We start from the raw sequence: 20,718 nt of genomic DNA on the forward strand, positions 1-20,718 counted from the left end.
GGACTTTTAATCCGTCATGAATTAGAATCTCTGCATGGCAACACCGCAGGACCGTCAGCTGGTTGAGCAATGGCGCAGCATCCAGAGCACTTATTTCCGCACCGCAGGGGCGATCGACCGCGCGCTGGAGTCGAGGTTCAGCATCGGCCTGACCGAGTTTGAAATCCTGGACCTTGTGGCCGAAACCGCAGAGGCGGCATGCAGGATGAAGCAGCTCGGTGAGCGCACGCCGATGACCCAAAGTGCGATGTCCAAAGTGGTGGACAGACTCGAAAAAGCCGGACTCATCTCACGCCACTCCTGCGAAGATGACCGGCGCTCCTTGTTTCTGGAACTTACCGACGCCGGCCGTGAACTCCACCAGCAAGCCGCCGTCGAACACCGCGCACTGCTCAAGGAAAACCTGGCCTAAGACCCCAATCCGGCGAGAGGCAGGGGCCAGACCCCGAGGTCCGGGCCCCTGCCTCTCGTGTAGTCGGCTAGGAGAAGCGCCCGGGGCGGAAGGTTGCCAGCATCGGATGCCGGTTTCCGGTGAGGATTTCGCCTGCGAGGAGTTCGCCTGCGATGAGACCGAGCGTGGCGCCGGAGTGCGTGAACGCCACGAAGCAGCCCGGTACCTGGCCGAGTTCGCCGAAGACGGGTTCGCCGTCGCCGGGGATCGGCTTGTAACCGATCTTCCAGGACGCCGGCTTGAGTTCGGGGTTGCCGGCGATGAGCTTGGATGCTTCGTCGGCGAGTTCCTGGACCACGTCTTCGGGGATGCTGAACGAGCCGTCCGGGTGCTCGGTAATGTGCCCTTCGTACCAGTCGTGATCCAGGGCAAAGGTGCTTCCGGGGTTGGGGCGGACGGCGGCCCGGGGGGTGTTCATCACGGCCTTCACGTCGTGGTCTACCGGCTTGGTGACCACCAGCATGGACACCGGGGAACCGTTCGGGATCTCGACGCCGAGCGGAGCGACGACAGCGGGCGTTCCGGCACCGCAGGCCACCAGCACCAGATCAGCTTCGTAGGTCACCCCGGCTGCCGTCTGGACGCCGGTGGCGCGGCCGCCGTCGACCGTGACGGACGCCTTTCCGGCGTTGAGCACCAGCTCGCCGCCCCGGGCGTGGAATTCCTGCATCAGAAAATCCACCAGGTCCGGCAGGCTGACCCAGCCCTCGCCGGGATTAAAGATGGCGTTTTCCGGCACCGCACTGGAGTCGATGCCGGGCGTGGTTGCCGCGATCCCTTCCGGGGCCAGCAGCCTGGAGTCATAGCCCACAGACTTCTCGTACGCGTGGCGGGCCTCCGTGACGGCGTGCTGGCCGGCGGCGTTCCACATGAGGCCACCGCCGAACTGCAGCCACTCACGGTCCGGGTCGGCGGCGAAGAGCGTGCGGTAGCGGTCAACGCCGGCGAGGCGCAGCTGGTGGTAGGGCGTTGACCGCTCCCCGGCGGAATTCAGCCAGGAGAGCGAGCGGCCGGTGGCCTCACTGGCAAGGCCGCGTTCGGTCAGCAGGACCACGGACGCACCTTCCCGGAGCAGATGCACCGCGGTGGAGACTCCGAGGATGCCGCCGCCGATGACGGCGACGCGTTTGGTTGAGGCTGTGGAGGACATGCGTCTCCCTTTCTAATGGTGTGTGGGATGCCTTGGCCGCACGGTTTGCCGTGCTGCAGCTGAGCGGGGTTTGGTGTTGCGCCTACGCGAAGGCGTGAATTTTTTCGATGACTTTGAGGACTTCGAGCGACTCGGCGGGGTCGACCGGCAGCGGCCCCTCGCCTCGGAGGGCTGCGGCGAGCTGCGCGTAGAACCGCGGGTAGGAGCCCTTCTCGGCGGGCACGGGTACGGTGGCCCCATCAACCCCGAGGACCCCCCATGAGTCCTGGGAGTCAGCGCCATAGGCGGGATCCGACGGCGTCATGCCGGCCGCGAGGGCGGGTTCCTGGCTGTCCAGGCCCCACTTGGTGTAGCCGGCCTCGGAACCCAGGACGTGAAACCGCGGACCCACCTGGGCGGCCGCGCCGTTCATCCACAACCTGGACCGGACCCCGGATTCATGAAGCAGGGACACGAACGCTTCTGTGTCGGCGCCGTCGGGATGTCCGTGGTTGGCGGTCTCCCCGTAGCTTTCCGCGACGGGCCCGAACAGCTGGATGGCCTGATCAATTAGGTGCGCCCCGAGGTCGTGCAGAATGCCCCCGCCTTCGGTCAGGGCGGCGGTGTCGCGCCAGTTCCCGAAGCCTTCCGGCCGCCACCACTCAAAGCGCGACTCGAAGGTTCGGATTTCACCCAGGGCACCCTCCCGGATGAGCTTCTGGAGCGTGAGGAAGTCGGCGTCCCACCGGCGGTTCTGGAAGACCGTTAGCTGAACACCGCCGTCGGACGCCCTGGTGATGAGCTCTTCACCGTGAGCAGATGTGGTGACGAACGGCTTGTCCACCACCACCTGAAGGCCGAGGGCGATTGCCGTTCCGGCAAGGTCGAGGTGGGTCACCGGAGGCGTTCCGAGAATGACGAGGTCAAGGTCCGCGGCCAGGGCGAACAGCGCCTCCGGCGTCGGGACGATCCGGGCCCGCGGATGGAGCCTCGCCGCTTCCGCGGCGCGCTCCGGATCGGCCGTCACGATGACGTCCAGCGAGTAGTCAGGATCCGCCTCGATCAGCGGGGCGTGGAAGACCCTGCCGGAGATCCCGAAACCGACGACGCCGGTCCGAATGGGTGCCGCTGCCGTGTTGCCCATCAGAGCACCTCCGAGAGGAAGCGCTGGAGGCGTTCGCTGCGGGGGTTGTCGAAGATTTCGGCGGGGGTGCCGGATTCGACGACTTCGCCTTCGTCCATGAAGACGACCTGGTCGGCGACTTTGCGGGCGAAGCCCATTTCGTGGGTGACGACGAGCATGGTCATGCCGCGTTTGCCGAGGCCCGCCATCAGGTTCAGCACGCCCTTGACCAGCTCGGGATCCAGTGCGCTGGTGGCTTCGTCGAAGAGCATGACTTCGGGTTCCATGGCCAGGGCCCGGGCGATGGCGACGCGCTGCTGCTGTCCGCCGGAGAGGTCCCGTGGCCGGTGGTCGGCCCGTTCCGCGAGGCCCACTTCGGCGAGGCGGCGGCCGGCGCGTTCCCGTGCCTCGGCCTTGGACATTCCCTTGACGCTCCAGAGCGCCAGGGCCACGTTTTCCAGGGCGGTGTGGTCCGGGAAGAGGTTGAAGTGCTGGAAGACCATGCCGATGCGGGCCCGCAGGATGTCGGGTTTGACCGTCAGGGCGCTTTCACCGGCGAGGAGCACGTCTCCGCTCTTGGGTTCGTGCAGGCGGTTGACGCCGCGAAGCAGCGTGGATTTGCCCGAGCCGGAGGGCCCGATGATGCAGGTGGTGGTTCCGGGGGCCACGGTGAGGCTGACGTTGCGGAGGACCTCGATGTCGCCGTAGGCCATGGTCAGGTTCTGGAGTTCCAGGCTGGAGCCGTGGAAGGTCTCGATGTCTGCGGCGGTGTTGCTGGTGTTGCTGGTGCTGGTGCTCATGTGTTGCTCCCGGTGATCAGCGGCGAGGCCGCGTCGAGTTCTGTGACTTCCTTCAGTCCGCTGCTCGGTGCGGCGGGGCGGCGCCGGCCGGTCCGGAAGCGGTTGTCGAAGTAGTTGACCAGGTGGGTCAGGGGCACCGTGATGACCAGGTAGAAGATCCCTGCCATGACCAGCGGAGAGAGGTTTCCGGAGAGTACGGCGGCGTCCTGGCCGACGCGGAAGAGTTCACGTTCGCTGACCAGCAGGCCCAGGAAGTACACCAGGGAGGAGTCCTTGACGATGGCGATGAACTGGTTCACCAGGGCCGGCAGGACCCGGCGGATGCCCTGCGGGATGACCACCAGGGCCATGGACTTGGCGTAGCTCATGCCCAGCGCGCGGCAGGCTTCGCCCTGGCCCTTGTCCACGCTTTGGATGCCGGCGCGGAAGATTTCACCGATGTAGGCGCTGGCGATCAGGCTCAGCGCGATGATCCCCAGCGGGTACGGCGAGGGCCCGAAGATCGACTGGCTGAGCCGGGCGAAGCCCTGGCCGATCAGCAGGATGGTCAGGATAGCCGGAAGGCCGCGGAAGAGATCGGTGTAGATCCGGGCCGGGACACGCAGCCACCTGGACGGTGAAATGCCCATGACCGCGACCACCATGCCCAGCACTACGCCCAGGATGGTCGCCGCGATGGAAATGATCAGCGTGTTCAGGAGCCCCACTGCGAGGAGTTGGGGCATGACTTCGGCCATTGCGCCGAAGTCGAAAAAGGTACGGATGATGGTGTTGAGCCAGTCCATGGTTGCTCTCAGACGTAGTTAGCTGGTGTGTCCCGGGCGGACCGCGTACCGCGGTCCGCCCGGTCATTTTGCAGCCGGGCCCATTGCCCGGCGTAGATGGCGGGCCGCCTACTTGCTCGGGGTCGGGGTGGCTTTCTGCTCGGCCTTGGGCAAGTACTGCTCGGGCATCGGGGAGCCCGGGAACCACTTCTGGTAGAGCTTCTTCCAGGTGCCGTCATCCATCGCTGCGGCCAGTCCCTTGTTCAGGGCATCCTTGAAGGCCGTCTTGCCCTTCGCCAGGGCGAACCCGGCCGGGGCGTCGAAGGACGGGATGTCCGCGGCGCTGACGAGGCCGTGCTGCTTCTCGTAGGCCTTGGCGGCCTCGTAGTCCAGGAAGTGGGCGTCCACGGTGCCGCTGTTCACGGCGGCAATCGCGGTGTTGTTATCCGGGAAGCGGACCAGGTTGGCGGAGGTGAAGTTCTTGACCGCGTAGGCTTCCTGGAGCGTTCCCTGGACCACGCCCAGGCGCTTGCCGGACAGGCCGTTGACGTCCTTGATGCCCGAGGTCTTGGTGGTGATGACTGTCAGGTACCCGGCGAGGTATCCCTCGGAGAAATCAACGGTTTCCTTGCGCTTGTCCGTGATGCCGATGGCGGCCACCCCGACGTCGAACTGGCCGTTAGCCACGGCCGCAAGCAGACCGGAGAAGTCCTGCCCGGTGAAGACAACATTGTCCACCCCGGCCCGGTGGGCCACGTCCTTGAAGAGCTCAACGTCGAAGCCCGTGAAGTTACCCTGGGCGTCAGCGAACGTGTAGGGCTTCGAATCCCCCAGGCTGGCCACCCGGATCGTGCCCGGCTGAATCAGGCCATAGGGGTTTTCCTGCGAGCCGGTGGAGGAGGCAGGGGTCGATCCGCCGCAGGCGGAAAGCGCGAGGACCGCTGCCAGGGCTGCCGCGGCCACTGCGGCCGGGCGGAAGTTCAGTTTGATCACAGCGTTGTCCAATCGTTGGAGGGAAAGCGGTGCTGTCAGGGCCGCCAAAGGGTTTCTCGATGAACCTCTTGCTGAGTCCGGTCTCAGTCTCTAGGATTGAGACCGGACTCACATCGATTGATTGAAATGTAGCCCACGCCACAATCGGCGTCAATAGCCCACCGGAAAGGTGAACATGAGCAGTGACGGTTCCAGACGGCGCGACGTAACGGTTGCCGACGTCGCAAAAGCTGCCCAGGTGTCCAAAGCCCAGGCCGCACGGGCACTGGGAAATTACGGGGCGGTGAGCGAGGACGTGCGGGAGCGCGTTTTGGCGGCAGCGGAGGAGCTTTCCTACCGCCCCAACGAGCTCGCCCGCAGCATGAACACGGGCAAATCGAACACGATAGGCGTGGTGGTGGGGGACATCGAGAACCCTCACTTCGGCCTGGCCACCAGGGGGATCACGGACACCGCCAAGAAGAGCGGCTTCAATGTCATCCTGGTCAACACCGATGAGAATACGGCGGCGGAAGTGGAGGCCGTCCGGGTGCTGCTGGACAAGCGCGTGGACGGCCTCATCGTGGCCCCCGCGTCATCGGTGGAAACAGAACATTTACAGCGCGTTCACGATTCCGGCCGTCCCCTGGTCCTTCTAGACCGGACGGCCGGCGGTCTCGACGTCGAGACGATCGCCGTGGACATGGCCCGGATCTCGTATGAGTCCACCCTTTACCTCCTCGAAGCAGGGCACCGGCGGATCGCGTTCATCTCCACGCTGAAGGCGGAGGCCCCGTACGGCGAGGGGATCCAGTTGGATTCCTCGCAGATCTCGGACCGCCTGGACGGCATGCGGCGCGCGTTTGCGGAATCCGGGCTGGCATTTGCCGAGGACCTCGTGCGGCTCAACGCCGGCGACGCCGAATCGGTTCGGCGCATCACGCGCGAGGTTCTGCTCATGCGGGACCCGGCCACCGCCGTCGTCGCTTCCGACGGACTCATCGCGCTTAGCGTCGTGGAGGCCATCCAGGAACTGGGCCTGTCAGTCCCGGCGGAAGTCTCGTTCCTCATGTACGACGATTTCGCGTGGACGCGCCTGACCACACCACCGCTGACCGTGATCGCGCAGCCGGTGTATGACATGGGCGTAGCCGCCGCGGAAGCCCTGATCCGCCAGATTGAGGGCCGCCCGCCCCTGGCCCCGGCACCGGAGTTCAGCGCGACGCTGGTTCGCCGCGGGTCGGTGGGTGCGGTGCCGGTTGCGGCTGACCCGCCGGGCGAGCCCGTGGCGGTGCAGGCAATGTAGGCGTTCGGTAAGTCGTGGCGGCTGTGTGGGGACGGACTGTGTGGGGACGGACTGTGTGGGGACGGGCCGTGCGGCGCAGGCGGTTTAGGCTGCCCCGGTCCACCGGGGCGCCGGGGCGAAGCGCCGAAGTGTCTTCGCGGGGACGCGGAAGCCGCCGGCCGGTTTTGTGCGGTGGTGCCAGGCGGGCAGAAGGCCGGCCTGGGGCGCCGCCGTCGGCGATTCCTGCACTTGCCCCTGAGGCACCGCGCCGGCATGGACCGCGCCAGTGGGGCAAAGATCGGTGATCAGCCCCATCCCGGCGCACTCACGCACAGCGGCGATCCCGGCAACCGCCGCTGCCTTGCTGTCGAAGGCTCCGGACACGGCCATCTCAGTTCCGTCCTTTGCCTTGAGGCGGAATCGGAAATGGGTCTCGGCGTCAACAAACACTTCAAACGTGCCAGCCATGATGGGCCTCCCGGTCTTAGGTGTCCTGCCCGCAGCGTTATCATCGCAGTGCGGGCCGGAATGCATCACTGCATTCGTCTGGTCTGGTCCGAACGATCGCGGTTGACCGTTCATCGAGTGGTTTCGAGTCTTCCGCAGGGCCGCAGGGGCTAACAAGACCGGTCCTGTAAACCGTAGGTAAACTCCGTGCGACGCGTGGTGTGACCGGGAGGGTAGTAGTGGGTTGACGGGGCGGTGGGCGCGGCCTACCCGGCTCATCTGCGTCGCTATGAGGTGGCCCGCTTGACTACGACGTCATCGATGTAGCTCTCACCCATCTGGCGGGGGTGCTCGGCTCCAAATTGCACTTTGCTCAAGCTGGTGGCCCCAAGACTTACGCTGCGTGACAATACCGATGCGCCGTCAAACCACACCTGGACAGTCGAGGTGCTGCCATTCGCCCTGACCTGCATCTGGACTCGGTGCCACGTGCTCAACGAAACGCTCGATGGCCTCAGCTTCAGGTACGAAAACGTCCCGTTCGGATTCGTGATTCGCAGCCAGAGCTGGCCATTGCTGTTGTTGCGGAATACATCCACGATCCGGGTGCTGCCGGAGAAGAACCGCACGAAGGGCACGTTGTTCCCCGCGAGTCCGGGAGTCCTGATGTTTACCCATGCGTCAGCGTTGGCCCGCTTGGTTCCTGAGGCCAGCGACACGCTCATCCTTGCCACAGATCCGGGATCCGCCGTGGCAATCAGCCTGGCCGAGCACGTTCCGGAGTGGGCCGTCGGGCTGGTAACGGCCGCCGTTCCATTCCCCGACGTGCTGGCAACGAACGGAGAGAGCGTGTTCCGCTCGAAATTCGTAGCGGCCACCACCGTGCCCGTCAGTGTGCTCGTTGGGGTTGCCACGCCGGTGCGGCAGGTCGCCGCCATGGCGGCGTTCGCGGAACCGAAGAGGAGGGTGCTCGACACCAGCAACCCGAGGCTTCCGATCGTACCCAGTTTCCTTAAATTGCTCATGGCATAACCTCACTGTCTTTTCCGGGTCTTGCTTCGCTGCATTCGAAGTCCCGCCGATGCGCGGAGAGCGGGCGTGAATAGCCAGGAACGACGCGCGAAAGTTTCAGCGCCTCATTTGAAGGTGTGATCATCGTGCCGGCAGACGGCAACCGAACAGGGGCGGCAGCTTCGGGCCTTAGCCTCAACAAAACGTCTGCAACGGTCATTGTCCTCACACCACACGCGGAGTCGTATCTCTGCCCCACTGCAGCCTTCCCGGCTATTCGCCCGGAAGCAGACCATTGAGCCCGTTTGTGCCCTGGAGCAATCTTGGTAGCACTCCCCGCGCTAATGCTTGACCCACAAACTTGGAAAAACCTTGGAGTTTCTTGAAGGGCACTTGGGTGCCTGCTGCAAGCGTTGGTTGAGCCGCAGGATTGCTGCGGGCCTGCCGGGGGCGCGCAGCTATCAGCGTGGTTTGGGTATTTCACCGTTCCCGACCTCATCGATCCAGTCGACCGCCTCGTCTGAGAAGTAGAAGCCCGAGGGGCCGCTCTCACCAACCCACCAGGCACCGGAAGAGACCACTCCGCCAGCCTTCGTAATCTCGAGGACCACCTCCGCCGGCACCGCGTCGCCATTGTTCTCAATCAGCCATTCCCGCGTGGAAGGCTTCAGCTTCGGCCACCATTGCTCCATGCTCATGGCCGAAGTCTGCCACCTCGGCCACGGTTAGCCGAGCCCATTGCCCGGGTACCTCCCGGAAGCAGTGCGTGTGATAGGCGTAGGCTATCTATGCTTCGGCGCGACGCGCTCGATCCCTTGGGACCGGCATTTTGACCGCCGCGGAAGCCGACAGGCCGCAGCGGCGAAGGAGCAGACGTGGACACCCGAAAGCTGAAGTATTTTCTGGCCGTAGTTGACCATGACGGGTTCAACCGGGCCGCCGAGCACCTGCTCATCGCGCAGCCCTCACTCTCCCAGACAATTGCCGGGCTGGAGAAGGAACTGGGCGTACCGCTCTTCCACCGTATCGGCCGGAGGGCTGTCCTCAGCGAGGCCGGCAAGGAGCTCGTGGGACCCGCCCGGCTCGTGATGCGGGACCTCGATGCCGCCCAGTCAGCGGTCCAGGCACTCCGGGGTGTGCGCAGCGGCAGGCTCGACATCACCACCATGCCCTCCCCTGGGATCGAGCCGCTGACGTCGATGATCGCCGGCTTCACCCAGCAGCACCCCTCGGTGCGGCTCAACGTCAGCGCCGCCTTCACGCCCGAGGAAGTCATCGAGTCCGTCCGCACCGGCAGCACGGAGATTGGCCTGGCAGGATCACCCACGCCGATCCGGGTGCCGGGCGTCCAGGTTCTGGAGCTGGAGCGCCAGCCGCTGATCCTCATAGTCAATCCCCACGCAGACACCTTCAGCCCTGGGACGACCATCCAACGGGAAGACCTGGGCGGCCACCGGCTGATCGCCAGTCAGCGGGGATCGCTGATGCGCTGGCTCGTCGACGATGCGTTGGCGCATGGCGTCAAGACCGAAATCGTCGTCGAGGTCGCGCACAGGACCTCGATTTTGCCTTTGGTGCTGGCCGGCGTCGGGCACGCCGTCATGCCGTCCTCGTGGGCGCCGCTGGCGCACAGGTCAGGGCTGCGGACTTTGCTTATTGAACCGGTGTCCCACCTGGATGTGGCCATTCTGAGCCGGAAGGAAGACCTGACTCCGGCGGCGCGGGCGTTCCTGAAGGTCGCGGAACTGCACGTGGCTCCCCCGATCTGACCGGGGGCGCCGCAGGTCGATCAATAGGCTGAACCTATTTACCGTATCGAATCTTGGTCTTGGACGCCCCGTGGGAACAGGCCCTCTACTTGAAGAGGAAGGGCAGTGTGACGCTGCTAACAGACTCAATGAGGAGGTAGGCACATGAGCGCCACCCAGAAATTCAGCATCGCTTCAATCCCCGCAGACGGTGTCGGCAAGGAAGTCGTCTCCGCAGGCCGCCGCGTCCTGGACGCCCTGGCAGAAAACTCCGGCGGCAAGTTCGCCTTCGAGTGGACCGAGTTCCCTTGGGGTTGCGGCTACTACGAAAAGACCGGCCAGATGATGGACCCCAAGGGACTTGAGACCCTGAAGGACTTCGATGCCATCTACTTCGGCGCCGTCGGCTGGGAAAACGTCCCGGACCACATCAGCCTCTGGGGCCTGCGCCTGAACATCACCCAGAACTTTGACCAGTGGGCCAACATCCGCCCGGTGAAGTTCCTCCCCGGCATCGAGTCGCCGCTGCGCAAGGCCGACAACACCGAACTCGATTGGATCGTTGTCCGCGAAAACAGCGAAGGCGAGTACGCCGGCCTCGGCGGGCGCAACCTCAGCGGCCGCGGCCCCGGCAACGAGGTCGCACTGCAGACGGCACTGTTCACCGAAAAGGGCTGTGAGCGCATCATGCGCTTCGCCTTCGATCTGGCCCGGACCCGCACGGTGAAAAAAGTCTCCTCCGTGACCAAGTCCAACGCCCAGCAGTACGGCATGGTCCTTTGGGACGAAACCTTCCAGCGCGTGGCTCTCGACTACCCGGATGTCCAGACCGAAAGCGTCCTCGTTGACGCGATGAGCGCCAAGTTCATCCTCAAGCCTGAGGACCTCTCCGTCGTCGTCGCCTCGAACCTGAACGCTGACATCCTCTCGGACCTGGGGTCAGCACTGGCCGGAAGCCTCGGCCTGGCAGCCAGCGCGAACCTGAATCCGGAGCGCCGTTTCCCGTCCATGTTTGAACCGGTCCACGGCTCCGCTCCGGACATCGCCGGCAAGGGCATCAGCAACCCGATCGGCGCGATCGCCAGCGCCGCCCTGATGCTTGACCACTTCGGCCTGCACGAAGAAGCCCGCCTGGTCGAGGCCGCCATCGAGCAGACCACCGCCGCCGGGTACTTGACCCGCGACGTCGGCGGCGAAGCCAACACCGACGACGTCACCGACGCCATCATCAAGGCCCTCAGTCACACCCTTGCCGCCGTCTAACCAGACCGCTTTCTGAAGCGGCCGACGGCGGCCGACCCGCCGCCGTCGGCCGCTTGCGCGGAAGCCCCTCCCCAACACTCGAAAGCTCGTGTCGGGGCCCTCGGGACGCCGCTTACCCTTCAAGCTTCACTCCAGCGACTTTCCACAACGAGGTAGGAATCATGGATCACATCACCACCGCCGGGCCGGCAACGCCGGCCCCCAAGACACGTTGGTACAAGCAGCTGTACTTCTGGGTACTGACCGCCATTCTCATAGGCATCCTGGTCGGCTGGCTCGCACCGGCCGTGGGCATTGCCATGGAACCTATCGGCACCACCTTCGTCAACTCAATGAAGATGCTCATCGGCCCGATTGTGTTCCTGACCATCGTTGGCGGCATCGCCAGTGTTGCGGACCTGAAAAAGGTCGGCATGACGGGGCTGAAGGCCCTGACCTACTTCCAGATCGGCACGATCTTCGCCATGATCTTCGGCCTGGTCGCCATCAACATCTTCCGCCTCGGTGACGGCGTCAACGCCGATGCCGGCTCCATCAAGACCTCCGACTCCGCAGCCAAGCTCATCGACGCCGGCCAGCACCAGGAATGGTGGCAGTTCCTCACCCACATCATTCCCAACAGCATCGTTGGGCCCTTCGTTGAGGGCGACATCCTTCAGATCATCTTCATCGCCGTCGTCTTCGGCATCGCCCTGAACGCCATGGGCAAGGTCGGTGCGCCCGTTCTGGACGGCGTGCAGCGCCTGACAGGTGTCATGTTCAAGATCCTGAGCTTCATCATGAAGGCCGCCCCCATCGGCGCCTTCGGTGCCATGGCCTTCGCCGTCGGAAAGTACGGCGTCTCCTCCCTCACCAGCATGGGCGGACTGATCGCCCTCTTCTACGCAACCTCGATCCTGTTCGTCGTCGTGGTCCTCGGATCTGTCATGGCCTTCCTGAAGCTGAACATCTTCACGATGATCCGGCACCTCAAAGAGGAATACATGCTCATCCTGGGCACCTCGACCGCCGAACCGGCTCTGCCCGGCCTGATGCGCAAGCTTGAGCACGCAGGCGTGAAGAAGGAAACCGTCGGCCTCGTCGTTCCCACGGGCTACAGCTTCAACCTCGACGGTGCCGCAATTTACCTGTCTTTGGCCGCCCTGTACATCGCCCAGGCCACCAACACGGACCTGACCATCGGCCAGCAACTGGGCCTGCTGGCCGTCATGCTACTCACCTCCAAGGGCGCAGCAGGCGTTGCAGGCGGCGGCTTCATCGCGCTGACCGCCACCCTGACCACCATCGGCACGATCCCTGCCGCCGGCATCATGCTCATCTTCGGCATCGATAAGTTCATGTCCGAATGCCGGGCGCTGGTGAACTTCACTGGCAACGCCGTCGCCACCCTGTTCATCGCCTGGTGGGACCGCACGCTGGATGCCGATCGCGTCCGCCGCGTTTTCGCCGGTGAAACCGTTGAGCCTATGCCGGCGGAGGACCCTATCCACCTCGACGAGGTCACCGACATCGACGATGACCTCACCGAATACGGTCACCACGCGCCCAAGGAAACCGGTGCCAGGCACGCAGGAGCCCTTGGCGACGCCGCTCCCTCCGCCGACGTCCGCCGTCACGCCTACTCGGAAACCGTCTGACATGCACCGCGCAACCGCCCCGAAATCCGTGCGGACCCTCAAGACATCGGTACAAGCATCCTGTAGCTGACCTGCTGCAGGAACAGATTCGTCCGCCCGGGGGTAGCCCGGGCGGACGTTTTCGTTCGCACCCAACTCTCAGAGGTATCGGCCAACACCCGCCTAATCCGCAGGGCATTCTCTATTGAGGCCGTCTGGACTACCTTTTTCCTATAGTTCCGGGGCGGTTGCACCATCGGTGGCCGATGTGACCGGTGGCGAACCGTCGATCGTCGATAGAAGGTCTACTCGGAAGGGGCGGCAAACGTTATGAACTCAAAAACCAAAATGCTCGGCGGCGTCATTGTCCTACTGCTGATTGTCGCCGGCGGAGCATTATTGCTCGTGAACAACTTGCAACATCAGGCCAGTGACTACAATCCACAGATCAAGCCGGCGGATTTCACTGCGAAAATTACCAACAAGTATTTCGCCCTTCCCGTAGGCAAGAAAATGACCTATGAGGGTACGGCCCAAGGCGGAGCCACAGAGCGAGTCGAGATTGAGATCCTCGCTGAACGGAAGATCATTGAGGGCGTCGAGACGGCCATCTATCTAGACAGGGAGTATAAAAACGGACAGCTGGTCGAGGAAACCAGAGATTACCTGGCGCAACACAAAAATGGAGACGTCTGGTACTTTGGCGAGGACGTGAACAACTTTCTAAATGGAGTATTGCTCAGTCATTCGGGCAGCTTCATTCATGGGCAAGACGGTGCACGAGCTGGCATTTGGATGAAGGCCGAGCAGCGGGTGAACGACTCCTACAGGCAGGAATATTACGTAGGAAAGGCCGAAGATATGCGGGACACCGTTGCCACGGGCCTGACCGTGGCAACGAAGCTTGGGACATACTCCGACTGCGTTAAGGTCTACGACTGGACGCCGCTTGAGAAAAAGTCGAGAGAGCACAAGTACTACTGCCCCAAGGTCAGTTCGCTGGTTCTTACTGAGGACTTGGAAACCGGCAGTCGATCAGAACTTACAAACATTGTCGTGCCATAAGCATTTCACTTGTGAAAAGTCGTCCAGGCGCTGTTCCACAGCAGACCTTCCCCTGCTCCTTGCCAATGTTCTTTGGTTTCACGACCATTGACTCCCCTCGAGTATTTCAAGGAGTTTTGCCGGCGCCCCACGCGCCGGCAGCCGTTCCCGCAGGGCGTTCTGTGGTTCTTAGTGGATGTGGCTGCCGCCGTTGATGTCAATGGTGGTGCCCGTGAGATATGCCGAATCCTCTGAGGAGAGAAAGGTGATGACGGCGGCGATCTCCTCGGTGGTGGCGTTGCGGCCCAGCGGGATACCTGCGTTGATGGCGGCTTCCTGTTCCTCGGTGCTCCCCACCCGGATGTCCGTATCCACGGCGCCGGGGGTGATGGCGTTGACAGTCACGCCGGTGGCGCCTATTTCGCGGGCCAAGGCCTTAGTGAAGCCCAAGATGGCAGCCTTCGCTGCGGAGTAGGGGACCTTGCCGAACACGCCGCCGCCGCGCTGGGCGGAAACGGAGGACATGTTGACGATCCTGCCCCAGCCGTTGGCGATCATATCCGGCAGGAACGCCTTGGTGACCAGGTAGGTGCCCGTGGAGTTCACGGCCATGACCTTGTTCCACAGTTCCAGCGTGGTCTCCAGGAACGGCACCGGCGAGGTGATGCCGGCGATGTTGGCGAGGGCGCCGACTGCGGGAAGGTTGCCGGCGCTGATCTCCGCGGCCACCGCCTTGTAGGCGGCGTTGACGGAAACCTCTCTGGCGACGTCAATCTGATGGCCGAAGGCGGCGACGTTGAACTCGTTGCCGATTTCCGTTGCGACCTTGGCGGATTTCTCGCCGTCGAGGTCCAGGATCACCACAGCCCAGCCCTGGCTGGCGTAGCGGCGTGCGGTGGTGATGCCGATGCCCCGGTCCGAGGTTGCCCCGGTGAGGACGGCGGTGCGCTGGATGGTGGTGGTCATGATGCTCCTTGGGTTTGCTTGGTGTGTCGGTTGAGTGGAATCGAGTGCTCCGTAAACGCCGTTTTGAGGGCTGATAAGGGCCGTTACGGAGCAATCGACGGTCAGATGAGGTCGCTGATGTAGCTGGCTGCTTTGGCCGCGGCGGCCGGGCGCTCGTCGTGGGTGACGTCCCGGGTTTCCAGTTCCAGTGAGAAGTGGCCGGTGTAGCCGTGGGACGCCAGTGAACCCAGTCCGGCGGAGAAGTCTGCCTGCCCGTTGCCGATGCTGAGGTTGATGTTGCCCGGGACGGCGTCCCTGAGATGCACGTGCGCGATCCGGCCGGCATGGTGTTCGACGTATTCCAGCGGGTCCTCGCCGGCGGCGACGATGTGGCTGAAATCCATGACGATCCCCACGCCGGAACCTGCCAGCCGCGCGGCCAGCTGTTCCGCGCGCTCCAGGTTCCAGCAGAACCTCAGGAAGTGCAGGGATTCGGTCCAGAGTTCGACGCCGAACTCCGCCGCGCGCTGCCCCGCGTGGATCAGTTGGGCGGTTATTTCGTCCAGGTCCTCGTCGACACTCCGGACCGGCTCGTGGCTCGGGGCCCCGCAGGGAAGGACCAGCGCCCTGGCGCCTGTGTCCGCGGTGAGGGTGAGCAGCGCGTCAAGGTGCCGGTCCCGCGCCGCCTGCCGGCCGCCGTCGAGCACTGCGTTGAGATCCCCGATGTCACCGTTAATCGAACGGACCCGCAAACCGGAGGCTGTAACCTCCGCGGTGACGGCCGTGACGGCGTCCGCATCAAGTTCATACGGGACGTGGTCGCAGACGCCGGGCAGGGCACCCAGGTCGATTTCGTCAAACCCCAGTCCGCTGATGGTCTGCAGTGCCGTGCCCAGGTCCTGGTGGCGAAAGCTGATGGACGAGCAGCCGAGTCGGGAGTTGAACATCTTCGTTGATCCTCATTGCTTACGTAGAAGTGACGAGCACCACGCTACGGCGAAGACTGTTGACAGTCAACCTCTGACGTTGGCAGTTGACAGACGGGCATGATGCAGATCACACTGGATCATCCGTTGTTAACAGTCGACCGTGACCTCCGCCGCAGCGGCGGTTGCTTTTCGAAAGGGAATCACCAATGAGCAAAGAAGCTCTGGCCATGCGCGGCCCGGTTCACGGCACCAAGGACGCCAGGCGGGTCGCCATCGGCTCCGGCGTCGGCGCAGTCATCGAAACCTATGACTTCATCGGTTTCGGCACCGCCGCGGCTCTTTACTTTGGAACGGCCTTCTTCCCCACCGGCGATCCGGTCACCGGCACCCTTGCCGCTTTCGCCACTCTTGGCGTCGGCTTTGCCGCCCGCCCGATTGGCGGCATCATCGGCGGCCACCTCGGTGACAAGCTGGGCCGCAAGCCGGTCCTCGTGGCTTCGCTGATTCTTATGGGTATTGCGACCTTCATGATCGGCCTCCTTCCGACCTACAGCCAGGTAGGACTGTTGGCGCCTGCCCTTCTGGTCTTTGTCCGCGTTGTCCAGGGCCTGGCCTTCGGCGCTGAATGGGGCGGAGCCATCCTGATGAGCTACGAACACGCACCCTGGAAGGCCAAGGGCAAGTACACCGGAATCGTCCAGGCCGGCTTCCCCGTCGGCCTCCTGCTCGCAAACCTTGTGTTTCTGGTCAGCGTCCAGCTCGGCGGCGAACTCACCTGGCGCATTCCCTTCCTCGCCAGCATCGTCCTCGTCATCGTCGGCCTGATCATCCGCTCAAAGGTCCCCGAGTCCCCCGTCTTTGACGAGGTCAAGGACAGCGGCGACATCGTGAAGTCCCCCATCGTCGAGGTCATCAAGACCGACTGGCGCAACATCGTCAAGGGCATCGGCCTCCGCATCGCCGAGACCGCCGGCTACGCCGTCTCCATCACCTACATGATTTCCTACCTCAACAGCCAGCACCTGGCCGACAAGACGCAGACTCTCGTCGCCCTTTGCATCGCCTCCGCGATCGGCATCTTTGCCACCCAGGTCTGGGCGCGGCTGACCGACAGGATCGGCCGGCGGCCCGTGTACATCTGGTCCTGCGCCTTCGCCGCGCTGTTCGCCATCCCTATGTTCCTGCTCGTCAACACCGGGCTGTTCATCTTCATCATCGCGACGATCGTCATCTCCTACGCCGTGTGCCAGAACTCCCTCGCCGGAGCCCAGGGTGCCTGGTTCCCCGAGCTCTTCCAGGCCAAAACCCGCGCCTCCGGTGCATCGCTTGCCTACCAGATCTCCGCCATGGTCTCCGGCTTCACACCGTTCATCACCACGCTGCTCTTCGTCAGCTTCGGCTGGATAGGCCCGGCGTTGCTCTTCGGCCTCTACGCCGCCATCGGTCTCTGGGCAGCCATTGCCACCCGCGAGACCTGGGGCAAGCGGGAGCGCCGGCTTGCCGACGAGGCTACGAAAAGCACCCCCGCACACGTGAGCGCATAGGACACACGCGACACGCGCCGAATTGGACGCCGTCGACGGCATCCCTCAGAACGCATCCACCACTTTCGAAAGGCAGAACTGTGGTTCTCACGCAGGAAACAACATCCCTGAGCAAGTCACCCGAAGGAAGCGGAGAACGCCTCGGGCGGGTAGCCGCCGCGGCCTACAGGATCCGGCACCACGCCCTCAACATGGGCGAGGTGCAGGGCCAAGGCTACGTGGGCCAGGCACTCGGCGCGGCGGACATGCTGGCCGCGGTGTACGCGGACCAGCTCCGCTTCCGCGCCGACGATCCTCACTGGGTCGAGCGGGACAGGTTCCTGCTGTCCACCGGGCACTACGCCATCGGCCACTACGCTGCGCTGGCTGAGGCCGGCGTTATCCCCGTCCAAGAGCTCGAAACCTACGGATCCGATGATTCACGGCTTCCCATGTCCGGCATGTCCACCTACACGCCCGGCATGGAAATTTCCGGCGGCTCCCTCGGCCACGGCCTCACCATCGCCGTCGGCATGGCCCTGGGCCTGCGCCACCAGGGCTCCACGGCCAGGGTCTACAACTTCCTCTCCGACGGCGAACTGGACGAGGGCTCCACGTGGGAGGCTGCCATGGGCGCACACCACCACCAGTTGGGCAACCTCACCGCCATGGTCGACATCAACGCACTGCAGGCCGACGGCAAGACGGACACGGTGCTGCGCACCGAACCCGTGACGGAAAAGTGGGAAGCCTTCGGCTGGTACACCCAGCGCGTGGACGGCAACAACATGGCCGACGTCCTGCACGCCTTCGACAACGCAGCAGCCCAGGCCGCCGCCGTCGGACGTCCTTCCGTGATCCTCTGCGACACGAAAGTGGGCCGCGGCGTGCCGCTGCTCGAGGACCGCGAGAAGGCGCACTTCATGCGCATCGAAGAACACGAATGGCAGCTCTGCCGAGAGCAACTGACCGCAGGATACGAAGGAAAGGCCACCCGATGAGCACCGCCGCAGTCAAGACCACCGCAGTGAAGGCCACCGCACCGAAGCTGAAGACCTCGGCCATGATCGCGTCCTTCGCCGATCCCGGCCAAAAGACCGCTTCCGCCCCGTTCGGACACGCGCTGGTCAAGGCCGCACAGGAAAACGATCGGATCGTCGGCCTCACCGCGGACCTGGGCAAGTACACGGACATGCACATCTTCGCCCAGGCCTTCCCGGAACGGTTCTTCCAGATGGGAATGGCCGAACAGCTGCTCTTCGGCGCCGCCGCCGGATTTGCGGAGACCGGCCTGGTGCCGTTCGCCTCCACCTACTCCGTTTTCGCTGCCCGCCGCGCCTACGACTTCCTCTGCCTGGACAGCGCCGAACCGAACCTCAACGTGAACATCGTGGGCGGCCTCCCCGGCCTGACCACCGGCTATGGCCCCAGCCACCAGGCCACCGAGGACATGGCCATCTTCCGCGGCATGCCCAACCTGACCATCGTGGACCCCTGCGACTCAATCGACATAGAACAGGCGGTCCCCCAACTGGCGGCCAGTGAAGGCCCCACCTACCTGCGGCTGCTTCGCGGCAATGTCCCCACCGTCCTGGACGAATACGGCTACACGTTCGAACTCGGCAAAGCCAAAGTCCTGCGCGGCGGCAATGACGTCGTCTTCATCTCCAGCGGGCTGATGACCATGCGAGCACTTCAGGCTGCCAAGGCCCTCGCAGCACACAACGTCGATGTCGCCGTCGTCCATGCACCCACCATCAAGCCGTTCGACGCCGCTACGGTCCTGGCCGAACTGAACACGGACCGGCTGGCAGTGACGCTGGAAAACCACAGCGTCATAGGCGGGCTGTTCGAAACAGTCGCCTCCGCGGTCGTCACGGCCGGACTCGGCAAGCGCGTAGTGCCTGTGGCGCTGCCGGACGAGTTCCTCGACGCCGGCGCCCTGCCCACACTGCACGAGCGCTACGGGCTGTCCGTGCAGCGCATCGTGGCCAAGGTCCTCGCCGAACTCGGCTAGGACTGAAAGCCGCAGCAGCGCGGGGCGGGCCCCATACCCGCCCCGCGCTGCTGCCGTAAGATCAAAACATACGACTGTAAACAGTCGACCCCTGACATTGAGGAACGATGATGGCCGCCGGAGCACCCGCAACCCTGCTGGGACTGCAAAAGAAAAGCCTCCGCGAGCAGGCGCTTTCCGCGCTGCGCACCGCCATCACCAGCGGCGAGCTGGAACCGGGCAAGCACTTGGTGGAAACGGAACTGTCCGACATGCTGCAGATCAGCCGCGGTACCCTCCGCGAGGCCCTGCGCCAGTTGGAGCAGGAAGGTTTGCTGTCCGCCGGCCCGCGGGGACGCCTGTCGGTCCGCCACCTGGATGCCAAGGAAATCCGCGACATCTTCTCCGTACGTGCCGCCCTCGAATCCTTGGCCGCCCGCACGCTGTGCGAACTGCCGGATCGCCAGCACGTCATCGCATCACTGCGTACCGCCATCGAAGTAATGGCGGCCGCGACAAAGGGCACCCTCGAAGAGCGCATCGAAACCGACATGGACTTCCACCGCACCCTGTGCCGCCTCACCGGCAACGAGACCCTGCTCCACTCCTGGGAAGCCTTGGAGGGGTCTATCCGGATGTCCATCATGTTCGCCGGCCTGGAAAAGGGTGTTTCGAACATGAGCGTGGACCGGCACCACGACATCGTGGCCGCCATTGAAACCGGCGACGCCTCCCTGGCACGCAAGACCATCCGCGAACACATGGACACCGCGGCCGACAACCTGGTCGCCTAGGGGCGCCGCCCACTGCGGGGAGGCGAGTGGATTCGGCTGCCGCCAGCGTCTAGCGTGAGTTCTATGTCCACGTCCGATGCTCTTACGAAGTCCAGCAGCAACCCATTGCTTGTTCTCGGAAAAATATCCTCAATCCTGGATGCTTTCTCCCTGTCCAAGCCGGTCTTGTCGCTGAGTGACATCCGCGAGCACACGGGGATGCCGACCTCCACTGTCCAGCGGCTTGTCACGAATCTGATGTCCCAGGGATTCCTTGACCGGGAGGACGATGCCTACCGCATCGGAATGCGCATGGCCTTCTGGGCGGCTCCGGCAACTCGCGGAATGGAAGTCATAGACATCCTGAGTCCGCTGCTCAAGACGCTGCGTGACACCACGGGCGAGACTGCGTGTTTCTTCAAGGCAGAGCAGCATTACCGCGTTTGCGTGGCCATGGCAGACACGCGCCATGCGCTTCGGCGCGAGATGCACCTTGGCAAGGTTCTTCCACTGCACGCGGGCTCCGCCGGACGCGTACTTTTGGCGTGGGATCAGGATCTGATGGACGCCGTCCTGCGGGATCCTTTGGAGTCCATCACGGAATCCACAATCACCAGCTCCGAGGATTTGGAAGCCGCGGTTAAGAAGACGCGGGTGGACGGGTTTGCCATAACCGTGGGTGAGCGCGAAGACGGAGCCTCGGGTCTTTCGGCTCCCGTATTCGATTCGGCAGCCGGACTGGTGGGGGCAGTAACCATCAGCGGGCCCACCCTGCGGATGCCGCTGGAGACCTGTGAATCCTGGCTGGAGCCCCTGCTTGCCACAGCAGAGCACATGACGAGACTAATTGGTGGCCGGTTTCCTGGCGAGACCTAACGCTCGCAAGGAAACGCGGGCCC

Annotated in this window: 21 protein-coding genes; 12 read left to right on the forward strand and 9 right to left on the reverse strand. The window is 64.0% G+C overall.

From position 1 onward, the window contains the following. Positions 1-34: 34 nt before the first annotated feature. Complete coding sequence (locus LQ144_RS08965) at positions 35-412, forward strand: MarR family transcriptional regulator (protein WP_230118213.1); 378 nt, start codon at positions 35-37, stop codon at positions 410-412. 67 nt (positions 413-479) lie between these two features. On the opposite strand, the gene LQ144_RS08970 is transcribed toward LQ144_RS08965, so the two are convergent. The 5 genes from LQ144_RS08970 to LQ144_RS08990 all read right to left on the reverse strand — a co-directional run bounded on the left by LQ144_RS08970 (position 480) and on the right by LQ144_RS08990 (position 5,260). Beyond that, entirely contained in the window at positions 480-1,601 is a 1,122-nt protein-coding gene (locus tag LQ144_RS08970) for an FAD-binding oxidoreductase (RefSeq protein WP_230118214.1), read from the reverse strand. A gap of 82 nt (positions 1,602-1,683) precedes the next feature. Continuing rightward, the gene (locus LQ144_RS08975; protein WP_230118215.1) at positions 1,684-2,724 is read right to left on the reverse strand and encodes a Gfo/Idh/MocA family oxidoreductase; all 1,041 of its coding nucleotides are present in this window, start codon (positions 2,722-2,724) and stop codon (positions 1,684-1,686) included. Next, on the reverse strand, positions 2,724-3,503 hold the full coding sequence (locus LQ144_RS08980) for an amino acid ABC transporter ATP-binding protein (RefSeq protein WP_290369737.1): 780 nt from the start codon (positions 3,501-3,503) through the stop codon (positions 2,724-2,726). The genes LQ144_RS08975 and LQ144_RS08980 overlap by 1 nt, the downstream gene beginning before the upstream one ends. Next, positions 3,500-4,288 (reverse strand): amino acid ABC transporter permease, encoded by a 789-nt coding sequence (locus LQ144_RS08985; RefSeq protein WP_230118216.1) that lies wholly within the window; start codon positions 4,286-4,288, stop codon positions 3,500-3,502. Before LQ144_RS08985 ends, LQ144_RS08980 begins: the two co-directional genes overlap by 4 nt. Positions 4,289-4,396: 108 nt before the next feature. Further along, positions 4,397-5,260, reverse strand: a complete 864-nt coding sequence (locus tag LQ144_RS08990; protein ID WP_230118217.1) for an ABC transporter substrate-binding protein — start codon at positions 5,258-5,260, stop codon at positions 4,397-4,399. Positions 5,261-5,435: 175 nt separating this feature from the next. On the opposite strand from LQ144_RS08990, the gene LQ144_RS08995 reads away from it, so the two are divergent. Next, positions 5,436-6,545 (forward strand): LacI family DNA-binding transcriptional regulator, encoded by a 1,110-nt coding sequence (locus LQ144_RS08995; RefSeq protein ID WP_230118218.1) that lies wholly within the window; start codon positions 5,436-5,438, stop codon positions 6,543-6,545. Positions 6,546-6,629: 84 nt separating this feature from the next. On the opposite strand, the gene LQ144_RS09000 is transcribed toward LQ144_RS08995, so the two are convergent. Continuing rightward, positions 6,630-6,992, reverse strand: a complete 363-nt coding sequence (locus LQ144_RS09000) for a DUF1508 domain-containing protein (RefSeq protein WP_230118219.1) — start codon at positions 6,990-6,992, stop codon at positions 6,630-6,632. Positions 6,993-7,352: 360 nt separating this feature from the next. On the opposite strand from LQ144_RS09000, the gene LQ144_RS09005 reads away from it, so the two are divergent. Then, positions 7,353-8,003 carry a hypothetical protein gene (locus LQ144_RS09005; protein WP_230118220.1) on the forward strand — a complete coding sequence of 217 codons (651 nt, stop codon included), beginning with the start codon at positions 7,353-7,355 and terminating at the stop codon, positions 8,001-8,003. Between the two features lie 440 nt (positions 8,004-8,443). Here LQ144_RS09005 and LQ144_RS09010 read toward each other — a convergent pair whose 3' ends face one another. Continuing rightward, positions 8,444-8,680: a hypothetical protein gene (locus LQ144_RS09010; protein WP_230118221.1), complete on the reverse strand. Its 237-nt coding sequence runs from the start codon at positions 8,678-8,680 to the stop codon at positions 8,444-8,446. A 177-nt stretch (positions 8,681-8,857) separates the two neighbouring features. On the opposite strand from LQ144_RS09010, the gene LQ144_RS09015 reads away from it, so the two are divergent. The 4 genes from LQ144_RS09015 to LQ144_RS09030 all read left to right on the forward strand — a co-directional run bounded on the left by LQ144_RS09015 (position 8,858) and on the right by LQ144_RS09030 (position 13,674). After that, complete coding sequence (locus LQ144_RS09015) at positions 8,858-9,751, forward strand: LysR family transcriptional regulator (protein ID WP_230118222.1); 894 nt, start codon at positions 8,858-8,860, stop codon at positions 9,749-9,751. Between the two features lie 144 nt (positions 9,752-9,895). Then, a complete protein-coding gene (locus LQ144_RS09020; protein ID WP_230118223.1) occupies positions 9,896-10,993 on the forward strand; it encodes a tartrate dehydrogenase in 1,098 nt (365 codons plus the stop codon). Between the two features lie 161 nt (positions 10,994-11,154). Beyond that, the gene (gene dctA, locus LQ144_RS09025; RefSeq protein WP_230118224.1) at positions 11,155-12,630 is read left to right on the forward strand and encodes a C4-dicarboxylate transporter DctA; all 1,476 of its coding nucleotides are present in this window, start codon (positions 11,155-11,157) and stop codon (positions 12,628-12,630) included. A 309-nt stretch (positions 12,631-12,939) separates the two neighbouring features. Then, positions 12,940-13,674, forward strand: a complete 735-nt coding sequence (locus LQ144_RS09030) for a hypothetical protein (RefSeq protein WP_230118225.1) — start codon at positions 12,940-12,942, stop codon at positions 13,672-13,674. 168 nt (positions 13,675-13,842) lie between these two features. On the opposite strand, the gene LQ144_RS09035 is transcribed toward LQ144_RS09030, so the two are convergent. Then, positions 13,843-14,619, reverse strand: coding sequence for an SDR family NAD(P)-dependent oxidoreductase (locus tag LQ144_RS09035; protein WP_230118226.1), 777 nt, complete (start codon positions 14,617-14,619; stop codon positions 13,843-13,845). Positions 14,620-14,720: 101 nt separating this feature from the next. Further along, the gene (locus tag LQ144_RS09040; RefSeq protein WP_230118227.1) at positions 14,721-15,545 is read right to left on the reverse strand and encodes a sugar phosphate isomerase/epimerase; all 825 of its coding nucleotides are present in this window, start codon (positions 15,543-15,545) and stop codon (positions 14,721-14,723) included. Between the two features lie 188 nt (positions 15,546-15,733). Here LQ144_RS09040 and LQ144_RS09045 point away from each other — a divergent pair, with 188 nt between their 5' ends. The 5 genes from LQ144_RS09045 to LQ144_RS09065 all read left to right on the forward strand — a co-directional run bounded on the left by LQ144_RS09045 (position 15,734) and on the right by LQ144_RS09065 (position 20,695). Further along, a complete protein-coding gene (locus tag LQ144_RS09045; protein ID WP_230118228.1) occupies positions 15,734-17,071 on the forward strand; it encodes an MFS transporter in 1,338 nt (445 codons plus the stop codon). A gap of 80 nt (positions 17,072-17,151) precedes the next feature. Then, positions 17,152-18,051, forward strand: coding sequence for a transketolase (locus LQ144_RS09050; RefSeq protein ID WP_230118229.1), 900 nt, complete (start codon positions 17,152-17,154; stop codon positions 18,049-18,051). Then, positions 18,048-19,067, forward strand: a complete 1,020-nt coding sequence (locus LQ144_RS09055) for a transketolase C-terminal domain-containing protein (RefSeq protein WP_230118230.1) — start codon at positions 18,048-18,050, stop codon at positions 19,065-19,067. The genes LQ144_RS09050 and LQ144_RS09055 overlap by 4 nt, the downstream gene beginning before the upstream one ends. A 110-nt stretch (positions 19,068-19,177) precedes the next feature. Next, the gene (locus tag LQ144_RS09060) at positions 19,178-19,840 is read left to right on the forward strand and encodes a GntR family transcriptional regulator (RefSeq protein WP_230118231.1); all 663 of its coding nucleotides are present in this window, start codon (positions 19,178-19,180) and stop codon (positions 19,838-19,840) included. Between the two features lie 63 nt (positions 19,841-19,903). After that, entirely contained in the window at positions 19,904-20,695 is a 792-nt protein-coding gene (locus LQ144_RS09065; protein ID WP_230118232.1) for an IclR family transcriptional regulator, read from the forward strand. Positions 20,696-20,718: the final 23 nt, after the last annotated feature.

The sequence above is a fragment of the Arthrobacter sp. Bi83 genome, from assembly GCF_918698095.1.
Classification (GTDB): domain Bacteria; phylum Actinomycetota; class Actinomycetes; order Actinomycetales; family Micrococcaceae; genus Arthrobacter.

Coding starts and splice junctions, on each gene's coding strand:
- LQ144_RS08965 (WP_230118213.1), top strand. CDS start 35: ATGGCAACACCGCAGGACCGTCAGCTGGTTGAGCAATGGCGCAGCATC.
- LQ144_RS08970 (WP_230118214.1), bottom strand. CDS start 1,601: ATGTCCTCCACAGCCTCAACCAAACGCGTCGCCGTCATCGGCGGCGGC.
- LQ144_RS08975 (WP_230118215.1), bottom strand. CDS start 2,724: ATGGGCAACACGGCAGCGGCACCCATTCGGACCGGCGTCGTCGGTTTC.
- LQ144_RS08980 (WP_290369737.1), bottom strand. CDS start 3,503: ATGAGCACCAGCACCAGCAACACCAGCAACACCGCCGCAGACATCGAG.
- LQ144_RS08985 (WP_230118216.1), bottom strand. CDS start 4,288: ATGGACTGGCTCAACACCATCATCCGTACCTTTTTCGACTTCGGCGCA.
- LQ144_RS08995 (WP_230118218.1), top strand. CDS start 5,436: ATGAGCAGTGACGGTTCCAGACGGCGCGACGTAACGGTTGCCGACGTC.
- LQ144_RS09000 (WP_230118219.1), bottom strand. CDS start 6,992: ATGGCTGGCACGTTTGAAGTGTTTGTTGACGCCGAGACCCATTTCCGA.
- LQ144_RS09010 (WP_230118221.1), bottom strand. CDS start 8,680: ATGAGCATGGAGCAATGGTGGCCGAAGCTGAAGCCTTCCACGCGGGAA.
- LQ144_RS09020 (WP_230118223.1), top strand. CDS start 9,896: ATGAGCGCCACCCAGAAATTCAGCATCGCTTCAATCCCCGCAGACGGT.
- dctA (WP_230118224.1), top strand. CDS start 11,155: ATGGATCACATCACCACCGCCGGGCCGGCAACGCCGGCCCCCAAGACA.
- LQ144_RS09030 (WP_230118225.1), top strand. CDS start 12,940: ATGAACTCAAAAACCAAAATGCTCGGCGGCGTCATTGTCCTACTGCTG.
- LQ144_RS09035 (WP_230118226.1), bottom strand. CDS start 14,619: ATGACCACCACCATCCAGCGCACCGCCGTCCTCACCGGGGCAACCTCG.
- LQ144_RS09040 (WP_230118227.1), bottom strand. CDS start 15,545: ATGTTCAACTCCCGACTCGGCTGCTCGTCCATCAGCTTTCGCCACCAG.
- LQ144_RS09045 (WP_230118228.1), top strand. CDS start 15,734: ATGAGCAAAGAAGCTCTGGCCATGCGCGGCCCGGTTCACGGCACCAAG.
- LQ144_RS09055 (WP_230118230.1), top strand. CDS start 18,048: ATGAGCACCGCCGCAGTCAAGACCACCGCAGTGAAGGCCACCGCACCG.
- LQ144_RS09060 (WP_230118231.1), top strand. CDS start 19,178: ATGGCCGCCGGAGCACCCGCAACCCTGCTGGGACTGCAAAAGAAAAGC.
- LQ144_RS09065 (WP_230118232.1), top strand. CDS start 19,904: ATGTCCACGTCCGATGCTCTTACGAAGTCCAGCAGCAACCCATTGCTT.